This is a genomic window from Actinomyces sp. oral taxon 181, assembly GCF_018370895.1.
In the GTDB taxonomy this organism is placed as follows: domain Bacteria; phylum Actinomycetota; class Actinomycetes; order Actinomycetales; family Actinomycetaceae; genus Pauljensenia.
This window is the reverse complement of record NZ_JAGYZL010000015.1, coordinates 36565-54023: the sequence shown is the minus strand read 5'-3', so window position 1 is coordinate 54023 and position 17459 is coordinate 36565. Positions and strand designations below refer to the sequence as shown.

Below are 17459 nucleotides of genomic sequence, written 5' to 3'. Positions count from 1 at the left end.
GAAGCAAACGATCATGCCTCAACCGCAGATCCACAGACATGAAAAGCCTCCCATTCCCTGGACTTCAATTTCGATGTCCAAGAAACGGGAGGCAGTTCAGTGTGGCCCCGGGACTTTTGTATGAGCGCGAAGGCTAGAACTTACCTCTGGTGGATGCTGATTCATTGAGAGTAAGCGGTTCTGCGTGGCCCCTGACCTGATCGATGGTCAAGGTTGCTTGCACCCGAGTTGAGTAGGTGACTTCGCTTTCCTCAATGCATGCCCCGTTGTGGTCGTAGGTAGAGCCCGTGAGGTGAAGAAGGCAGCGGGTACCCGCCGGTTCGCCAAGGATCGTTCGGGTTTCTTGGTCGATGCTTTGGGCGCGCAGTGAGACAACAGAGAACTTTGGAGAGCTCTTATAGATATCACGTAGAACGTGATAGATGGACAGATCTGTGAAGTCGATATCTTGGATACCGGGCAGCAGATCGATTGGAATGAACGACAGATCAAGGCTAACGGGGAATACGCCCGTGTTGCTTTCGATCAAGCGAAGTCGCTTGAGTCGTAGGAATGGGCGATTTTGCCGGGTAACTACGCCGTGCTCAATGACACGAGCACGTGCCTGGTCACTGGTTCCCTGAAGGCGGTCTGTCAGTGAACCGAAACCCCACAGAATTCTCTTGTCATCCTGCGCAGTAACAAAAGTCCCCTTGCCCTGGTATGAGCGTAAGTGGCCTTCGTGGGTGAGGACCTGCAAAGCGCGGCGTACGGTGCCGCGCGTGACGGAGAAGCGCTCGCAGAGAATACTTTCGGACGGAAGTCTGGAACCGGGTGGAAGATCGCCATCCAGAATCTGACGCCGGATCGCCTGAGCGATCTGCTCGTATACCGGAGGAGAAATACTGGTCACCTGTTGCTCCTTTGCACATTGCTGACAGGCGCCCATGTTAGGTGACTCACACTCTAAAGGTCAATAGACGTTCTCCGCATCTCCGTACAGATTGTTGCGAAATCGATGGAAACGACAAAAATCCCGGGGAATAGGTATGCCCTATTCCCCGGGAGAAAGTGTGAATCGAAGTGAGACTCAGTTGCTGCCTTCAACGACCTCAAGCGGGATCGTGTATTCGGTGCCGCTGGCATCGGTGACCTTCAGAGTGGTTTCACCGGGCTTCTTGGGGTGGACGCGGAGGTTCTTTGAGCCCTTGACCTGCTCGGCGACCTCGGTGTCAGCGACCTCAACCTTGGCCTTAGACGCATCACCGTTGAGCTTGAACTCAAGGTCACGCTTCTCGGGAAGAGTGACGCCCGTCTGAGTCACCGTTGCGGGATCCTTAGTGATGATCTTTTCGTTGGTTGCTGACTGGGGGCCGCTGGAGCAAGCAGCGAGGCCGGTTGCTGCCATGACAGCAATGCACATTGTTGCAATGAGAGATTTACGCATGAGTCTCAGTCTAGCCATCCTTGAAAAAGCGTCCATCTCAGACTCCACATTTCGGAAGTCTGCACCGAAACTGCGACCAAATTGTGATGAAGCAATGCTGCCAAAGTCCCAGGGTGAGGGCGATTCTTGGTTGACGCAAAAGTAGGATGCACTGGCGAAAAATAGCCGAAAAACGGACAATAAGAGCGACCGTTGCCACCAAAGGAGCAAAAATGCAGGCCGAAGACTACCGCAAGGTCCCCGAAGTTGGAGTGACCAATCCAACGATTGACGTGCTGCGTGCGCACCGCACAATCCGGAAGTTTGAGGACTCTCCGCTGAGCGTGCAGGACCGCGATGCACTGATTGACGTTGCGCGTCGCGCCCCCACATCCTCCTTCCGTCAGCAGTTCTCGATCATTCACGTGACCGATGTAGCCTTGCGCGATCAGCTGGCCGAGGTTGCACAGCAGCCCTACGTGGGAACCTCCAAAGGCGACCTTTTCATGTTCGTCGTTGACCTGTACCGAAATGCGCGTATCCGTGAAGAAGCCGGGCTGGATATCGCTCCCTTGCAGCGGACCAACCTCTTCCTTGCTGCAATGGAAGACGCGGTCCTTGCCGCACACAACATGGAAGTTGCCGCCGAATCGATGGGCTTGGGCACGGTCTACCTCGGTTCTCTTCTTCGAGGCCCCCAGCGCACAATTGAGCTCTTGAAGCTTCCGCGCATGACCTTCCCAATTCTGGGCCTCTTGGTTGGCCGCCCGCTTCAAGATCCCCCGTACCGGCCTCGTCTGCCCAAGCACCTTGCTGTTTCCGAGAACACCTACCCGGTGGTCGAAGGTTCCTACCTCGAGGAGCTTGCCGAGTACGACGAAGATGTGCGCGCATACTACGAACTGCGTAAGGCTGGCCTGGGTGCGACCAATGCCTTTACTCAGCAGATTAGCGAGCAGATGGGCCTGCCAAATACCTTCGATACCGCTCCCGTCCTTGAGGTTTTGCACTCTCAGGGGTTGTGCTTGAACTGATTGAGAATTGCCGAGGCCGGGCGTGCCCTTGGGTCTTTCCCGGCCTCAGCGATTTTTCTTGCTTGTATATCTGAGCGGATATGCCTTTTGAAGGGGAGTTAGAGGAGGAAGAATGAGCACGCAGATTACACAAGAGTTGGGATTCTCTACCTACGTTTTCGTCGAACGACTGGGAAAAAATGCCGCTATTCTTCATCCCTTCCCCGAATACAATATTTCTTTAGTCGCCCAGGCGCTTGAAGAGGCGGGGCTGCCCATCAAAATCATGGGTGAGCATGCCCCCGAACGCGGTGAAGGAATCTACTTCCAAGAAGATGCTTTCCCGGATGAATTCTTGGGGATTCTTGCTGATGCCTTGAGCGTCCGGGGCATTGGTGCTTACGCATATTGCCTCGTCGATGGCTCAATGGGGGACTTGGATCTTCATCTTTTCACGCGTGTCGGTGAGAGTTTCCCGCGTGCTGGTAAGAAGGTTGTGCTGATGCGTCTCTACCTTGGGCGTTCAAGCGAAGGGCCTGCCGCAACGACTTGGATTTTCGGTTCCCCATCCGATCTGGAAGAAGTCAACCGTCTTCTGGGAGAAAAATACGATACTCAGCCAGTTTCCGACCCTGCCGGATTTGCGGCGATCGAAATTCAGCACCCTGAGTTTTCCGCGGGATTGCTGGAACCATCGCAGATTATGGATGATATTTTCCAAACCCTTGGCCGTCATGGTTATGAAGGCCCAGCATTTGTAGAAGATCATTTTTCTCAGCAAAATGACGCGAATTTATAAGTGACTGTAGACGCTCTGGTAGCAAAGTTGACACTTCGTAAAATTCGTTCAGAAAAGTCCCAGTAAACGCGCGTTTTTCTTGCAGTAAGGCTTCATAAACTATCTCCATCAGACAACGAGCGATGAAAGTTGCTCGTATCTCTCCGGAAGACTTTCTGGGAAGACTGCTCTGTGTTGATGGGATAACGGAAAAGGGCTGACCATGGCGGTCAGTCCTTTTCCGTTTGTCATGCAGGGCTATGACTTTTGACCCATCGCCGGTTATGCTGAAGCATCCTCACTCAAGCAAAGGAGATTTTGTGAGCGCCGATTCTGTCCTGATTACACGTCAGCACCTGTTGGATCCCTCTTTGGAGCACACCCTCATCCTCGTTAAGCCAGACGGTTACGCCCGCGGTTTGACCGGTGAGATCCTGCGCCGCATTGAAGCGAAGGGCTACATCATCAAGGGCCTGAAGATCATGGTTGCCTCGCGCGAAATCCTCGCAGAGCACTATCGTGACCACGCGGGTAAGCCATTCTTTGAAGGGCTTCTTGATTTCATGAGTGCGGGTCCGCTGGTTGCCATCATTGTTGAAGGCCAGCGCGTCATTGAAGGCATGCGCACCATGATGGGATCAACGGATCCGACAACTGCGCCTGCCGGTACGATTCGCGGCGACTTGGGTCGTGCATGGGATACCCCGAACATGGAGAACATCATCCACGGTTCAGATTGCGCAGAATCTGCCCTTCGTGAGATTCAGATTTGGTTCCCTGAAATCGACTGATTTGGGATAGTAAGGCCCATCGAGGCCCAAAGAGGGCTAGGGAGTAAACGCTTCCTAGCCCTCTTGGATTTGCTCGCAATCATCACCATTTTCGGCCAGCTGCGCACGAAGAAGATCGCTTGGGGTATCGATATCTGCGACCCATGATTCTGGGACCTCGACATCAACCGTGTCGAGCTCTTTCAATAGGGTGCGCATCGAATGATTTACCCACTGGGACACGGTGAAGTTGCGGACTGCATCCAGAGAAAAAACACCGATCAAGTTCTGTCGGTGTCCCGCCGCGTATGCGAGCACACCATCTACGTGACATCCCTGAGAAATCGACTCTTCCACGGCCTCGAGAAGGAGTGGGAAAGTCAGGGTAGCCAAGGGTGCGTCAACGGGAACAAGGCCAATCCAGCGAGACTCCGTGTCCTCGGGGAGAACTTTAAGAAGTGCCTGAACGCCTGCAATAAACCCGGCCGCGGGGCCAGAGCGCGGTGGCTCCTCCATGACGCGGATAACATCGCTTGGAACTGTGACGGTCTCAGGTACCACGCATACGTGAGGAATCCCGGGCTCAGAGGTGAGCGCCCACTCAAGCGCACGTCGGCCTCGGACCACGAGGTCGGGCTTTGACGCCCCTCCCAGCCGCTGTCCGGTCCCTCCGCCGAGGATCACTAATCCACTGAGTGCTAGGCGCTGGGGCGAGTCCATGTTCCGCTCCGACCACCGCTTTTCTCTTCGACATAGCACTCGCGAATCGCAACCAACTTATCGATGCCCTTCACCATGTCGATAATGGTCAATGCAGCGACGGTTACGGCGGTCAGAGCTTCCATTTCAATGCCCGTTCGATCTGCGGTTCGAACGGTCGAATGGATCTCCACCCCGTCTTCAGCCAATGAGAGATCAATCGCGCAGTAGTGAACGGCGATCGGGTGTGCCAGGGGGAGTAGCTCGGGAGTGCGCTTCGAGGCCTGAATTCCCGCGATTCGTGCAACTGCAAGAGCGTCGCCCTTGGGGACCGAATCATCGCGGAGGGCCGCCATAATTTTTGGTGAGCACTCGACAAAACCGCGTGCTCGCGCCTGACGCACGGTCGGTGTTTTCGCCGTGATATCAACCATGTGTGCCTCACCGCGATCGGTGAGATGGGTGAATGGACTGGTTTCGCTCATGTCTAGCCTTTCGGCGCTCATTTGACGGGAAGAGAATAGGAAAGTGATCAGACTCGAACCGCAGTCAGGATCGACCAGGGTTCAACCGAAGTGACATCTTCGGGGACGATCGCCAGCGCGTTCACCGAATGCAAAGAAGCAACAAGGTGAGAACGCGAACCCAACCTGTGTGTCGGAACCACAATCGGAGTCTGTTCTGGGCCATCGGGTTCAGAAAGAATGACCGGTACAAACTGGCGCTTGCCTTCGGGGGAAATCCAGCCGTTTGGTGTGGTGACGACAATGGGACGCAGTAGTTCGCGCCCGTTGAGACCGGTGAATTCGGCCAGAACTGGGCGAACAAACATATGGAAGGAGACGAAGACCGATACCGGGTTGCCCGGCAGAGTCGCCAAGTAGACATCGCGTCCGTCACTTGCCTGAAGGACGCCAAAGCCCTGCGGCTTCCCGGGCTGCATGGCGACGCGAACGAAGTCGATTCCCTTGCCCAGGCCGACTTCCTTAACAACGTCGTAGGCTCCGGCACTGACGCCTCCCGAGGTGATGATGAGGTCTGCGACATCACCTGCTTGGCGCAAAACTTCAGCAAAATGAGCGGGGTCGTCGTTGGAGCGGAAAATTCCCGTCACTTGGGCACCTGTGCGACGAGCCAGCGCAGCGATCATCACTGAGTTTGAATCAGGGATCTGAGCACCCTTGAGTTCTTCGCCTGGCGCGCGCAGTTCGTCACCCGTTGAGACGATGGCGATGCGGGGGCTGGGGTAGACCTTGACGCTTGCGTAACCGACCGATACTGCCGAGGCGATGGCTGCAGGCGTGAGAAGGTCACCGGCATGCAAAATGACGTCTCCGGGCGTGCAGTCCTCACCCTGATGACGCATGTGAGCACCGACCTTTGCAGGGGCGTAGATGCTGATGCTTTCGGGGAGGGGATGGGGACCGGGTTCCTCGGAGGTATGCTCCACGGGAACGATGGTGTTTGCACCCTCGGGAATGCGAGCACCCGTCATGATGCGCCATGCGGTTCCGGGTTCAAGAACGTGGGTTTCGTTATCTCCTGCCGCGATGTCGCCAGCGACCGCGATGGTGAAGGGGCTGTCAGGGGAGGCCTCGAGATCGTGATCGAGGTGAAGTGCATATCCATCCATTCCCGAATTTGAGAAAGGCGGGACTGCAAAGCGTGCGACAAGATCATCGACGAGGACATGATCAAGTGCCTGATCGATGGGCAGCTCGGTAGGGGAGAGGGGGTGCACGCGCCCCAAGATGGAGTTCAAGTAGTCTTCAAGAAGTTGCATCGTAGTCTCCTTCGCGCGGTCCGCATGGGGCCATGGCTCAGTTTATGGCTTATTCGATCGGTTCGGGGGTGGCTTCGGCGGGAGTTACCGAGGGAAGTTTCGCAGGGGTGGCTCGAGGTCGGAATGGGACGACGTTCCAGCGACCTGCAGCCGTATCAACAATGAGCAGGCGCCCGATTAACGGCTCACCAACTCCGGTGACCCACTTCAAACATTCTGTGGCGAGGACCGATCCGCCCTGACCGCAGACGGCACCCAGAACGCCGACGGTTTTTGAACTCATCGTTTCGACGGTGGGGGGTTCGGGATAGACATCGCGAAGAGTCAGGCCATCGGTGAAAAGCGAAGCCTGGAAGGACATTGATACCAAAGTGCCCCACATGTGCGGGCGCCCAACGCGTGCACATGTATCTGAAATTGCGTACTTTGCGGTGAAATTGTCGGTTGCATCGACAACGAAGTCGTAGGCCGCAACGGTCTCATCACTTTGGCCATCAATAATCTTCGGTTCGATGTTGACCTGGATATCGGGGTTGAGCGCGAGGACAGTCATTTTGGCAGATTCGGCCTTATTCATTCCCAAGCGTGCGACGCCGTGAATGACTTGCCGCTGGAGGTTAGACTCCTCCAGATTGTCCGGGTCGGAGATGCCGATCGTTCCAATCCCCGCTGCCGCCAGATAGGCCAAGACGGGCGATCCCAAACCGCCGGCACCGACAACAAGGACCTTCGCAGCGCGGATCTTTTCGATGCCGCTTTCACCGATTCCGGGGATACGAGCGGTCATAATGTCTCGCTGCGCTACCATGTCTATGTCCCTCCACGACCATTTAAATAAGGGGAGTCCCGTGATTATTGATACCGATATTGTCTCTGTTCCAACGGAGATGTGCTCGGGGGAAGTACCCCTTATTCCAGCTCATTCCGGTGCGCGCGTCGTTTTTGAGGGTGTTGTTCGCGATCACGATGGTGGTGAAGGAGTTCACTACTTGGAGTACTCCGCTCACCCCGCGGCCGCCAAATTCCTTCGTACAAGTGTCGAAAAATCACTGGAAACACTGGGAAATCCCGAGGTTGATGGAATTTATGTCCGTCACCGCGTGGGACACCTAGAAATTGGTGACGTCGCGCTGCTTGTTGTCGTCGACAGTGCCCACCGCAAGGAAGCTTTCGCACTGTGCGGTCAAATTGTCGACGACATTAAAGCCAGTGTACCGATCTGGAAAGATCAGTATTTCAGTGATGGTCACAATGAGTGGAGCAATACTCCGTAATTCGGATATGCCTTGTCCTTGTCAGTGTCAGTGTCAGTGTCAGTATCTGAGGCGCTAGGCAAGGGATGACGCTGTACATAACAAATTGGGCTGAGCAATGTGCTCAGCCCAATTGTGCATCTCAGCCACCCGCAAAAGGCGGAAGGACGTCAAGACGAATCCCGCTGCGGTCGGCCACGGAGGCCACGGCCTCGTCGGACAGGGATGAAGCGCCCAAGGCTTGGGCAAGAGTTGCCTGAGCGTCGACAAGTTCTTCGTTCACCAGGAAGGACGAGGCCGCCAGAAGATCGTCGATATCGCGATCAGTTGAGCGACGAACAAGGTCGACGACTGTTTCGTTTGAGTCGTCCGCAACCTCGATCACTGCGCTTTCTGTGCCAACTGCAGCGCTCGCGGCAGCGAAATAACGGATCGTGATCCTCATGTGGACTTTCAACCTCCAATTTTCGACATGGAATAGGACTGGGGGACCGGAGCGAGAAGCTGGTGGCCAGCGGGTTTAGCCCACATGGCATCCTTCCACAGCTCGGCCAATTCTTCATCGCTTGCACCCGCGCGCATGGGAGCGTGCAAATCAACACTGTCCACACTGAATAGACAGGAATAGATCTTTCCATCTGCACTCAGGCGAGTTCGGGTGCATGAGGCGCAGAAGGGGGACGTCATCGAGGCAATGACGCCGATGATGCCTCCCGGATGGGTGTCGCTGGGAGCAACTGACCAACGGCGCGCAGGTTCCGAGGCCGCGGTAATGACATCGGTGAGCTCGAAGGATTCGCGAAGAACACGCTGGATGTCATGCGCAGTTGGGCGGGAAGAGAACGAGGCAGCCAACGGGCCGATTGGCATGAATTCGATGGCGCGCCACTGATAGCCGCGTTCTAAGGCGAAGGTCACTAAGGCGGGGATTTCCACCAGGGACTGCTGATCAACGACGACAGTGTTGAGTTTGACGGTTCCGGGAAGTGCGGATGCATCGACCGCATCGAGGCCGCGAAGGACATCGCTTGAGCGTTTGCGGCGCGAAAGCTCAGCAAAACGGACCGGATCCAGACTGTCGATGGACACATTAAGCCGTTGAAGACCAGCGTCTACCAGGGAATCGATGACGCGATCAAGGCCAATACCATTCGTCGTCAAGGCCAAGTCGGGCTCAACCCCGGCGTCTTCGAAGCCCTCGCGAACGGCCTCGACAATCTGGGCAAGATCGGGGCGCAATAAGGGTTCGCCGCCGGTGATACGCGCCTGGGTGACGCCAAGAGTTGCGGCGATTTTAGCCAAGCGGCGGAACTCTTCCGGACGCAAAAGGTCGCTGCGCTTCAGCCAGTCCGTCACCTTTTCGGGCAGGCAATACACGCAGCGAAGATTGCATCGATCGGTGACCGAGATCCGCAGATCTGTGGCCGTTCGACCGAAGGTGTCCAGAAGAAGAGGTTCGTACATCAAATCAGTCAGTAACCAAGTCGAGCTGTTCAAGAATGTGAGGAACAAGTGGGCCGATCACGCTAATCGTGTCCTTCACGCCTCCGCGTGAACCCGGAGCGTTCACGATGAAGCATGGAGTCTCACCCTGGCGACTGACACCGACAAGACCGCGAGACAGGGAGGCAAGAGGTGTGTTGACCAAGCCGACCTGCGCAATCTGCATGGCGATCGCGTCCATACGTGCGTCCAGAAGGGGAGCGGTGGCTTCGGGAGTAAGGTCGCGATCCGTAACGCCGGTTCCGCCGGTGGTCACGATCACGCGCGCGCCCTTAGCCATTGCATCAAGGATCGCATTTCGTACGGAAGCAATGCCATCGGGGACAACACGAACCTGTTCGACAGTGACGCCCCAATCAGCCAAAAGAGCAGCAGCTAGAGGTCCTGATTTATCTTCAGTTTCTCTGCGGAAGCAGCGATCTGAAGCGGTAATTACCGCACCTGCGACAGTCCCTTCCATTTTTTGCAAACCCTTCTGCTGAATTTTCGCATGGGGGTCGGGACGTACCGGCTGAGCGTCAGAGGTATTACGCAAAACAAACCTCCCGAAATAGGACCTTAAATGGCGTTTTTTCAGTTGACAGGAATCGACGTTCTTGCAAGCGTTTTCGCGAAATTTCGCGCAATTCTCAATTAGAACGAGTTGTCCCTTATATATTAGCGACAAGTATGCGTTTAGGTAGGAAAGGGAGAGTGTCAATGACTACCTCACATGCTGATTCTTCAGCCGCACCCGCGGAAAAACAAGCCAGTAAATATGTCCTTCAGGATTGGGAGCCGAATAACCCCGAAAAGTGGGATTCGAAGCTTGCGTGGAGGACGCTGACCATCACCACATACTCGCTCATTCTGGGCTTCTGTGTGTGGTTCCTGCCAAGTGCCATCGCACCCAAGCTGACGCTTCTTGGATTTAACCTCAGTGCTTCTCAGCTCTACTGGTTGACCGCATTGCCCGGCTTGGCTGCAGGCCTTCTGCGTCTGGTCTACATGTTCCTGCCTCCGCTGATCGGAACACGCAAGATGGTGGGCATCACCTCACTGCTCTTCGTGATCCCCATGTTGGGCTGGTTCTACGTTGTCCAGGACAACACCACCCCCTACGCCGTTCTTCTGACGCTTGCCTTTATGTGTGGCATCGGCAGTGGGGCATTCTCCGGCTACATGCCCTCTACCGGTTACTTCTTCCCCAAGCGCCTTTCGGGTACAGCTCTGGGCCTGCAGGGCGGTATCGGTAACCTTGGTATGTCCGTCATTCAGCTGGTCGGCCCGATCCTCATGGGATTTGGTCTTTTCGGTATGACCTGGCTGGCTCCCCAGACCCAGGTTGGCGAGCACGCCGGCGAGCAGATCTGGGTGTACAACGTCGCAATCTTCTTTGTCCCGTGGTGCGTCATCGCCGCGATCCTTGCCTTCATCTACCTGCGTGATGTTCCGGTCAAGGCCAACATCAAGCAGCAGCTGGATATCTTCTCGAACCCGAACACCTGGTACATGACCATTCTCTACGTCATGACCTTCGGTCTGTTCTCCGGATTCTCCGCAGTCTTCGGCCTGCTCATTAACAACCAGTTCGGTCGTGCCTCCTCGATCGGTCTGCCCGTCTTGGGCGCGACCTTCGCATTCCTCGGCCCGCTCATCGGTTCGCTTATCCGTATGTCGTGGGGTCCCTTCTGCGACCGCATGGGCGGCGCAATCTGGACCTTCATCTCGGGCGTTGGTATGGCTATCACCCTCGGCGGTATTGCGTGGGTTCTCTACAACCCCAAGGGCTGGACTGATTTCTACATCTTCATGGCACTCATGCTGCTCATGTTCCTGTTCTCCGGCTTCGGCAACGCAGGTACGTTCAAGCAGATGCCCATGATCATGCCCGCACGTCAGGCTGGTGGCGCCATCGGCTTCACCTCAGCAATTGCCTCCCTTGGTCCCTTCTTGGTCGGCGCTACTCTCTCAGCTGTCGGCGCGAAGGGGGCATGGACCTTCTTCGTGGGCTGCGCGATCTTCTGCGTCTTGGCCTCGGCACTGTGCTGGCGCCAGTACGCACGCAAGGGTGCACCCTTCCCGGGCTGATTGCTCACCGTTCCTTCGGGAGTGGCGGACACCGTTTCTCTCCCCGAGTTTGCCACTCCCTAACTTCATAACTTCACGAGCTGGCTGCTTCGCGCGGCTAGCACCCCATCGAGCGGAATGTCCCGCTCGGATACCAACCGTGACACTGCCTCGGCCAATCCCGAGGCCTTGCCGATGAGGAAGCACCACAATGATTGACCACAAACTTCTGACCCTGGGCGGCCGACTTCGCCGCGGCCAGGTCAGCGCTGATGCCCGCCAGATGTTCCTGGTCGGTGGCCGCGAGGCCGATGCCTTTTACCGTCAGCGCTTCAGCCACGATCGCGTCGTTCGTTCTACTCACGGCGTGAACTGCACGGGCTCCTGCTCTTGGAAGGTATACGTCAAGGACGGAATCATCACCTGGGAATCGCAGCAGGTTGATTACCCGTCGACCGGCCCGGATATGCCCGACTACGAGCCCCGCGGATGCCCGCGTGGTGCGGCTTTCTCTTGGTACGAGTACTCGCCGACGCGTATTCGCCACCCCTACGTCCGTTCAGCGCTGCTTGAGCCCTACCGCGAGGCCAAGGCTCGTCTGGGTGATCCCGTTGAAGCATGGCGCGCAGTCACTTCCGACCCCGAGATTTCCCGCGCATACAAGCGCGCCCGTGGTAAGGGTGGCCTGGTCCGCACGACCTGGGAAGAAGCAATGGAGATTGTTGCAGCAGCGAATGTTGCGACCATTTCCGACTGGGGCCCGGACCGTATTGCCGGCTTCTCGGTGCTTCCTGCAATGTCGATGGTTTCCTTCGGCGCGGGTGCCCGCTACCTTCAGCTCATTGGTGGCGTGAACCTCTCCTTCTACGACTGGTACGCAGACCTTCCCGTTGCCTCGCCTCAGGTTTTCGGCGATCAGACCGACGTTCCCGAGGCCGGCGACTGGTACAACTCGCAGTACCTCATCGTGTGGGGTTCAAACCTGCCGCTGACCCGTACCCCTGATGCTCACTTCATGACCGAGGCCCGCTACCACGGCCAGAAGGTCGTTTCGGTTGCCCCCGACTACTCGGACAACACGAAGTTTGCCGATGAGTGGCTTCGCGTGAACCCGGGTACCGACGGTGCTCTTGCAATGGCCATGGGCCACGTGATCCTCAAGGAATTCCACGTCGAGCACCCGACCGAGCGTTTCCAGGACTACATGCTTCGCTACACGGACTCGCCATTCCTTCTGGAATTGGACGAGACCCCCGAGGGCCTAGTTCCCGGCAAGTTCCTCTCTGTTGCTGATGTTCCCGAGGTCGTGGATGAGGAAACCCGCAACCGCCCGAACCCCGAATTCCGCTTCCTTGTCATGGACAAGTCGGGCGCTGTGCGTGACCCGCGCGGTACTCTGGCCGATCGCTACACCGATGAAGGCAAGGGCAAGTGGAACCTCACCATGGAGGGCGTCGACGCGCGCCTGTCCCTCTACGACGAAGGTTGCGAGGCCGTTGAGGTCAACCTTCCGCGCTTCGACCTGGTCGCTGACCAGGCTCCGACCGCGGCGGTTGGCGCTGGCGTTGTAACCCGAGGCGTTCCGGTTCGTCGCGTCGGTGGCAAGCTTGTCACCACCGTGTATGACCTCATGCTTGCTCAGTACGGCGTTCCTCGCCCGGGCCTTCCCGGTGTGTGGCCGACCGACTACACCGATGCCTCGACCCCCGGAACTCCCGCATGGCAGGAAGAGCTCACCGGCGTTTCCGCTAACGCGGCAATCCGTATTGGTCGCGAATTCGCACAGAATGCGATCGATTCAAACGGCCGCTCGCAGATCATCTTCGGCGCGGGCGTCAACCACTTCTACCACGCTGACCAGATCTACCGCACGATGCTGGCTCTGACGACCTTCTGTGGAACTCAGGGCGTTAACGGTGGCGGATGGGCACACTACGTCGGCCAGGAAAAGGTTCGTCCTCTGACCGGCTGGACTCAGTTCTCCTTCGCCCTTGACTGGCAGCGTCCTGCACGCCAGATGATCGCGACCGGTTTCTGGTACCTCACCACCGACCAGTGGCGTTACGACGGTCTGGGTGCTCAGCGTCTGGCCTCGCCTCTGGGTGGCCAGACTTTCGGTGACCAGTCGGTTGCCGACACCCTGGTCGAGGCTTCCCAGCGTGGCTGGATGCCTACCTTCCCCTCTTTCGACCGTTCTTCCCTGGAACTGGGACGCGCAGCCGAAGAAGCGGGCGTGAGTGTCGGCGAGTACATCTCGGGCCAGCTCACCGAAGGCTCCTTGAAGTTCGCGTGCGAAGATCCCGATAACCCGGTGAACTTCCCGCGTATCCTCTTCAACTGGCGTACGAACCTGCTGGGCTCCTCCGCTAAGGGTGCTGAGTTCTTCATGCGCCACATGCTGGGCGCAGATGACGATGTTCAGGCTGCCGAACTGGAAGCTGGAGATCGTCCCAAGTCGATGGTGTGGCGTGACGCCCCTGCCGATGGCAAGCTCGACCTCATGGTCACCGCGGACTTCCGCAACACCACGACCACCCTGCACTCGGATGTCATTCTTCCCGCGGCCACCTGGTACGAGAAGTACGACCTCTCCAGCACGGATATGCACCCCTACGTGCACACCTTTAATGCTGCGATCAACCCGCCGTGGGATGCGCGTACCGACTATGAACTCTTCCAGGACCTGTCTGCCTACGTGTCGAAGATGGCCGAGGTTCACCTGCCTGAGCCCATGCAGGACGTCATTGCAGCTCCGCTCACTCACGATACGCCGGACGAACTGCTGACCCCTCACGGTCGCGTCGCGCCTCGCGAAGAAATCGGCTGGGTCCCCGGTGTGAACATGCCCAAGCTCATCCCTGTTCTTCGCGATTACCGCACGATTTCCGACAAGTACAACACCGTCGGCCCGCTCATTGAGAAGGCTGGAATGGCAACGAAGGGCGTCGCTTTCAACGCTCAGAAGGAAATCGACGAGTTCATCGCGATGGAAGGAACGCTGGATACCTTTATGGGGCCGCGTCCGCGAATGGACACCGACAAGCGAGCATGCGAGTTCATCCTTCGCTTCTCGGGTACCACCAATGGCTCCTTGGCCACCCGTGGTTTTAAGACTCTGCAAGAGCGCGTTGGTACCGGAAATATGGCTGAAATGGCTGAAGGCGACGAAGAAAAGCACGTCACCTTCAAGGACGTTCAGGCTGCTCCGGTTTCGGTTGTGACCAGCCCCGAGTGGTCCGGTTCGGAACACGGTGGTCGTCGCTACACGGCGTTTAGCCAAAACATCGAGTACCACAAGCCGTGGCACACGCTTACCGGTCGTATGCACTACTACCTGGATCATGACTGGATGCAGGCGATGGGCGAGTCGCTCCCGACCTTCCGTCCCCCGCTGGACCTGCACCACCTCTTGGGTGAGGCTGCTCCCGGCACCATGAGTCGGGATGGCCGAGGCCAAGCCGAGGTTGCCGTGCGCTACCTGACCCCCCACAACAAGTGGGCAATTCACTCGCAGTACTTCGACAACCTGTACATGCTCACCCTGGGCCGAGGCGGCCAGACCGTGTGGATGAGCCCGCAGGATGCTGAGAAGATTGGCGTGCGCGACAACGAATGGATTGAGGCTCACAACCGTAATGGTGTGGTTTCGGCTCGCGCGGTTGTGTCGCACCGTATTCCGGAAGGAACCGTGTACATGCACCACGCTCAAGAGCGCGTTGCAAACACTCCTTTGAATGAATCGACCGGGCGTCGTGGTGGTTCGCACAACTCCCTGACGCGCATCTTCTTGAAGCCCTCGCACCTGATCGGTGGTTATGGCCAGTTCACCTACGCCTATAACTACGTCGGTCCGACGGGTAACCAGCGCGATGAGGTCACTTTGATCCGTCGCCGTAGCCAGGATGTGGAGTTCTGAGGGTTCGCCCCCAGACGTGAAGAGAGGGAATGAAACGATGAAGGTCATGAGTCAAGTTGTCATGGTGATGAACCTTGACAAGTGCATTGGCTGCCACACCTGTTCGGTGACGTGTAAGCAAGCGTGGACGAACCGCGAAGGTACCGAGTACATGTGGTTCAACAACGTTGAGACCCGCCCGGGTGTTGGCTATCCCCGCACTTGGGAAGATCAGGAACGTTGGAAGGGTGGATGGCGCCTGACCAAGTCAGGCAAGCTCGTTCCTCGCAGCGGTGGGCGTTTGAAGAAGCTCGCGACGATCTTCGCAAACCCCGATATGCCGGAAATTGATGACTACTACGAGCCCTGGACATACGACTACGATCGTCTGCTCCAGACACCCGCAGGCGCTAAGGCAATGCCGACGGCGCGTGCGCGCTCGCAGATGACCGGTAAGACCATCGATACCATCGAGTGGGGCCCGAACTGGGACGATAACTTGGGTGGTTCGCTTGAGACCATGCATGAGGACCCGACGCTGTCCAAGATGCAGTCTCTGGTTCAGACGAGCATCGAAGAAGCCTTCATGTTCTACCTGCCGCGTATCTGCAACCACTGCTTGAACCCCACCTGCGTGTCGGCCTGCCCCTCTGGCGCGATGTACAAGCGTGAAGAAGATGGCATTGTTCTGGTTGACCAGGATGCCTGCCGCGGTTGGCGTATGTGCGTCTCCGGATGCCCCTACAAGAAGGTCTACTTCAACCACTCAACCGGTAAGGCTGAGAAGTGCACGCTGTGCTACCCGCGTATTGAGGTTGGCGAGCCGACGATCTGCTCGGAGACCTGCGTTGGCCGTCTGCGCTACCTGGGTGTTGTCCTCTACGACGCCGATCGCGTGACTGAGGCTGCTTCCGTGAAGGATGAGCAGGAACTCTACTACGCTCAGCGTGATCTGATCCTGGATCCCAATGATCCCGAGGTCATCGCCGCAGCCCAGGCCTCTGGCATTCCGCGTTCCTTCATCGAGGCCGCGCAGAATTCCCCCGCCTACAAGCTGATTATCGACTACAAGCTGGCTCTTCCTCTGCACCCCGAATTCCGTACCCTCCCCATGGTGTGGTACATCCCGCCGCTCTCCCCGGTTGTCGATGCGGTGACCAAGTCGGGTGCCGATGGTGAAAACCACAAGATCCTGCTGACAGCACTGTCCACCATGCGTATTCCGTTGGAATACCTGGCAGGACTGTTCAGTGCTGGAGATACCCGTCCGGTTGAGCTTTCCCTCCGCCGCCTTGCCGCCATGCGTTCCTACATGCGTGACGTCAATATGGGTCAGCCCGTGGATCCTTCGATCCCCGAGTCCGTGGGAATGACCGAAGAAGAAGTCCTGGCCATGTACCGCCTGCTCTCGATCGCAAAGTACGAGGATCGCTACGTGATCCCGACCTCGCACCCCGAGGAAATGCGTACCCCGACCCCGTACCTGTGCCCTGTGGGCGAAGGTGCAGAGTCCGGCTGCGGTTCACACAAGGGCGGTAAGGTTCCTGTCTCGATTGGTCGGCGACCCGAATGAGTCAAAAGACCGCGACTTTCATTCCGACGCGTAACCCGGCTCCCGCGGTTCCAGTTGTGAACCAGAGCCGGGAGTCACGCGCCGCAACCTTCATGATCGCTGCTGCCCTTTTGGATTACCCGGGGCAGGAATGGGATGAGATCCTCGCTCAGATTGACTCCTCTTTGGGACATGTCAGTACCGAGGCCGCTGCGGAGTTTTCGCAGTTCCTTGAGTGGGCACGAGGCAAGTCGCGTCGTGAGGTCGAAGAGGCCTACGTTGAGACCTTCGACCAGAAGCGTCGCTGCTGTTTGGAGCTGACCTACTACGCTACGGGTGATACTCGTCAGCGCGGTATTGCTCTGACCATTGTTCGTGACCTCTATGCCGCCGTTGGCTGGCAGCTAGAGAATGATCAGCTGCCCGACTACCTTCCCAATATTTTGGAGTTGGCGGCGCGAACCGAAGGTGAAGAGCACGAGCTGGTCGAGGCTATGCTGTCCTCGCACCGCGAGGGAATCGAGATCCTTCACGCTGCATTGCTTTCGCTGTCTTCGCCTTGGGCGCATGTGGTTGCTGCCTTGCAAATGGCTTTACCCGAGGTGGATGACGCTACTTTCGCTCGCATGCAGACCCTGGTTCGTCAGGGTCCCCCGACCGAGATGGTCGGCATGGCCGATCGAAGTGAACTGCCGTGGCCCACTATCCAAACCCCTTCTTCCCTTGTTTCGCCCGCGGGTGAGAACGAACTCTAAGGAT

Annotated in this window: 17 protein-coding genes; 8 read left to right on the top strand and 9 right to left on the bottom strand. The window is 57.3% G+C overall.

Going from position 1 to position 17459, the window contains the following annotated elements:
- Nucleotides 1–133 precede the first annotated feature (133 nt).
- Nucleotides 134–892, bottom strand: a complete 759-nt coding sequence (locus KHW85_RS07425; RefSeq protein ID WP_291459410.1) for a GntR family transcriptional regulator — start codon at nucleotides 890–892, stop codon at nucleotides 134–136.
- Between the two features lie 177 nt (nucleotides 893–1069).
- Complete coding sequence (locus KHW85_RS07420) at nucleotides 1070–1426, bottom strand: pilus assembly protein N-terminal domain-containing protein (protein WP_019126672.1); 357 nt, start codon at nucleotides 1424–1426, stop codon at nucleotides 1070–1072.
- A gap of 212 nt (nucleotides 1427–1638) precedes the next feature.
- On the opposite strand from KHW85_RS07420, the gene KHW85_RS07415 reads away from it, so the two are divergent.
- From KHW85_RS07415 to ndk, 3 genes are all read left to right on the top strand, one after another.
- Nucleotides 1639–2439, top strand: coding sequence for a nitroreductase family protein (locus tag KHW85_RS07415; RefSeq protein WP_107086747.1), 801 nt, complete (start codon nucleotides 1639–1641; stop codon nucleotides 2437–2439).
- Nucleotides 2440–2551: 112 nt separating this feature from the next.
- Nucleotides 2552–3217: a hypothetical protein gene (locus KHW85_RS07410; protein WP_291459409.1), complete on the top strand. Its 666-nt coding sequence runs from the start codon at nucleotides 2552–2554 to the stop codon at nucleotides 3215–3217.
- A 299-nt stretch (nucleotides 3218–3516) separates the two neighbouring features.
- Entirely contained in the window at nucleotides 3517–3987 is a 471-nt protein-coding gene (ndk, locus tag KHW85_RS07405) for a nucleoside-diphosphate kinase (RefSeq protein WP_019126668.1), read from the top strand.
- Nucleotides 3988–4041: 54 nt separating this feature from the next.
- Here ndk and KHW85_RS07400 read toward each other — a convergent pair whose 3' ends face one another.
- The 4 genes from KHW85_RS07400 to KHW85_RS07385 are packed head-to-tail and all read right to left on the bottom strand — an operon-like array spanning nucleotide 4042 to nucleotide 7256.
- Complete coding sequence (locus KHW85_RS07400) at nucleotides 4042–4686, bottom strand: NTP transferase domain-containing protein (protein ID WP_291459408.1); 645 nt, start codon at nucleotides 4684–4686, stop codon at nucleotides 4042–4044.
- Nucleotides 4665–5150 (bottom strand): cyclic pyranopterin monophosphate synthase MoaC, encoded by a 486-nt coding sequence (gene moaC / locus KHW85_RS07395; protein WP_291459407.1) that lies wholly within the window; start codon nucleotides 5148–5150, stop codon nucleotides 4665–4667. The genes KHW85_RS07400 and moaC overlap by 22 nt, the downstream gene beginning before the upstream one ends.
- A gap of 47 nt (nucleotides 5151–5197) precedes the next feature.
- Nucleotides 5198–6448, bottom strand: a complete 1251-nt coding sequence (gene glp, locus KHW85_RS07390) for a gephyrin-like molybdotransferase Glp (RefSeq protein ID WP_291459406.1) — start codon at nucleotides 6446–6448, stop codon at nucleotides 5198–5200.
- Between the two features lie 49 nt (nucleotides 6449–6497).
- Nucleotides 6498–7256, bottom strand: a complete 759-nt coding sequence (locus KHW85_RS07385) for a HesA/MoeB/ThiF family protein (protein WP_291459405.1) — start codon at nucleotides 7254–7256, stop codon at nucleotides 6498–6500.
- 40 nt (nucleotides 7257–7296) lie between these two features.
- On the opposite strand from KHW85_RS07385, the gene KHW85_RS07380 reads away from it, so the two are divergent.
- Nucleotides 7297–7722 carry a molybdenum cofactor biosynthesis protein MoaE gene (locus tag KHW85_RS07380; protein WP_291459404.1) on the top strand — a complete coding sequence of 142 codons (426 nt, stop codon included), beginning with the start codon at nucleotides 7297–7299 and terminating at the stop codon, nucleotides 7720–7722.
- 121 nt (nucleotides 7723–7843) lie between these two features.
- On the opposite strand, the gene KHW85_RS07375 is transcribed toward KHW85_RS07380, so the two are convergent.
- Genes KHW85_RS07375 through KHW85_RS07365 form a run of 3 tightly spaced genes read right to left on the bottom strand, consistent with a single transcriptional unit; the run spans nucleotide 7844 to nucleotide 9739 of the window.
- Nucleotides 7844–8146, bottom strand: a complete 303-nt coding sequence (locus KHW85_RS07375) for a hypothetical protein (RefSeq protein ID WP_291459403.1) — start codon at nucleotides 8144–8146, stop codon at nucleotides 7844–7846.
- Between the two features lie 8 nt (nucleotides 8147–8154).
- On the bottom strand, nucleotides 8155–9165 hold the full coding sequence (gene moaA / locus KHW85_RS07370) for a GTP 3',8-cyclase MoaA (RefSeq protein WP_291459402.1): 1011 nt from the start codon (nucleotides 9163–9165) through the stop codon (nucleotides 8155–8157).
- Nucleotides 9166–9169: 4 nt separating this feature from the next.
- Nucleotides 9170–9739: a MogA/MoaB family molybdenum cofactor biosynthesis protein gene (locus KHW85_RS07365; protein ID WP_291459401.1), complete on the bottom strand. Its 570-nt coding sequence runs from the start codon at nucleotides 9737–9739 to the stop codon at nucleotides 9170–9172.
- A gap of 164 nt (nucleotides 9740–9903) precedes the next feature.
- Between KHW85_RS07365 and KHW85_RS07360 the strand changes: the two genes are divergently transcribed.
- From KHW85_RS07360 to narJ, 4 genes are all read left to right on the top strand, one after another.
- Nucleotides 9904–11274: an MFS transporter gene (locus KHW85_RS07360; protein ID WP_291459400.1), complete on the top strand. Its 1371-nt coding sequence runs from the start codon at nucleotides 9904–9906 to the stop codon at nucleotides 11272–11274.
- 190 nt (nucleotides 11275–11464) lie between these two features.
- Entirely contained in the window at nucleotides 11465–15169 is a 3705-nt protein-coding gene (locus KHW85_RS07355; RefSeq protein ID WP_291459399.1) for a nitrate reductase subunit alpha, read from the top strand.
- 37 nt (nucleotides 15170–15206) lie between these two features.
- Nucleotides 15207–16721 carry a nitrate reductase subunit beta gene (narH, locus tag KHW85_RS07350; protein ID WP_156334993.1) on the top strand — a complete coding sequence of 505 codons (1515 nt, stop codon included), beginning with the start codon at nucleotides 15207–15209 and terminating at the stop codon, nucleotides 16719–16721.
- A complete protein-coding gene (gene narJ / locus KHW85_RS07345) occupies nucleotides 16718–17455 on the top strand; it encodes a nitrate reductase molybdenum cofactor assembly chaperone (RefSeq protein ID WP_291459398.1) in 738 nt (245 codons plus the stop codon). Before narH ends, narJ begins: the two co-directional genes overlap by 4 nt.
- The last annotated feature ends 4 nt before the right edge of the window (nucleotides 17456–17459 follow it).

Coding starts and splice junctions, on each gene's coding strand:
- KHW85_RS07355 (WP_291459399.1), top strand. CDS start 11,465: ATGATTGACCACAAACTTCTGACCCTGGGCGGCCGACTTCGCCGCGGC.
- KHW85_RS07420 (WP_019126672.1), bottom strand. CDS start 1,426: ATGCGTAAATCTCTCATTGCAACAATGTGCATTGCTGTCATGGCAGCA.
- moaA (WP_291459402.1), bottom strand. CDS start 9,165: ATGTACGAACCTCTTCTTCTGGACACCTTCGGTCGAACGGCCACAGAT.
- moaC (WP_291459407.1), bottom strand. CDS start 5,150: ATGAGCGAAACCAGTCCATTCACCCATCTCACCGATCGCGGTGAGGCA.
- KHW85_RS07385 (WP_291459405.1), bottom strand. CDS start 7,256: ATGGTAGCGCAGCGAGACATTATGACCGCTCGTATCCCCGGAATCGGT.
- KHW85_RS07360 (WP_291459400.1), top strand. CDS start 9,904: ATGACTACCTCACATGCTGATTCTTCAGCCGCACCCGCGGAAAAACAA.
- narJ (WP_291459398.1), top strand. CDS start 16,718: ATGAGTCAAAAGACCGCGACTTTCATTCCGACGCGTAACCCGGCTCCC.
- KHW85_RS07415 (WP_107086747.1), top strand. CDS start 1,639: ATGCAGGCCGAAGACTACCGCAAGGTCCCCGAAGTTGGAGTGACCAAT.
- KHW85_RS07410 (WP_291459409.1), top strand. CDS start 2,552: ATGAGCACGCAGATTACACAAGAGTTGGGATTCTCTACCTACGTTTTC.
- KHW85_RS07400 (WP_291459408.1), bottom strand. CDS start 4,686: ATGGACTCGCCCCAGCGCCTAGCACTCAGTGGATTAGTGATCCTCGGC.
- KHW85_RS07375 (WP_291459403.1), bottom strand. CDS start 8,146: ATGAGGATCACGATCCGTTATTTCGCTGCCGCGAGCGCTGCAGTTGGC.
- narH (WP_156334993.1), top strand. CDS start 15,207: ATGAAGGTCATGAGTCAAGTTGTCATGGTGATGAACCTTGACAAGTGC.
- glp (WP_291459406.1), bottom strand. CDS start 6,448: ATGCAACTTCTTGAAGACTACTTGAACTCCATCTTGGGGCGCGTGCAC.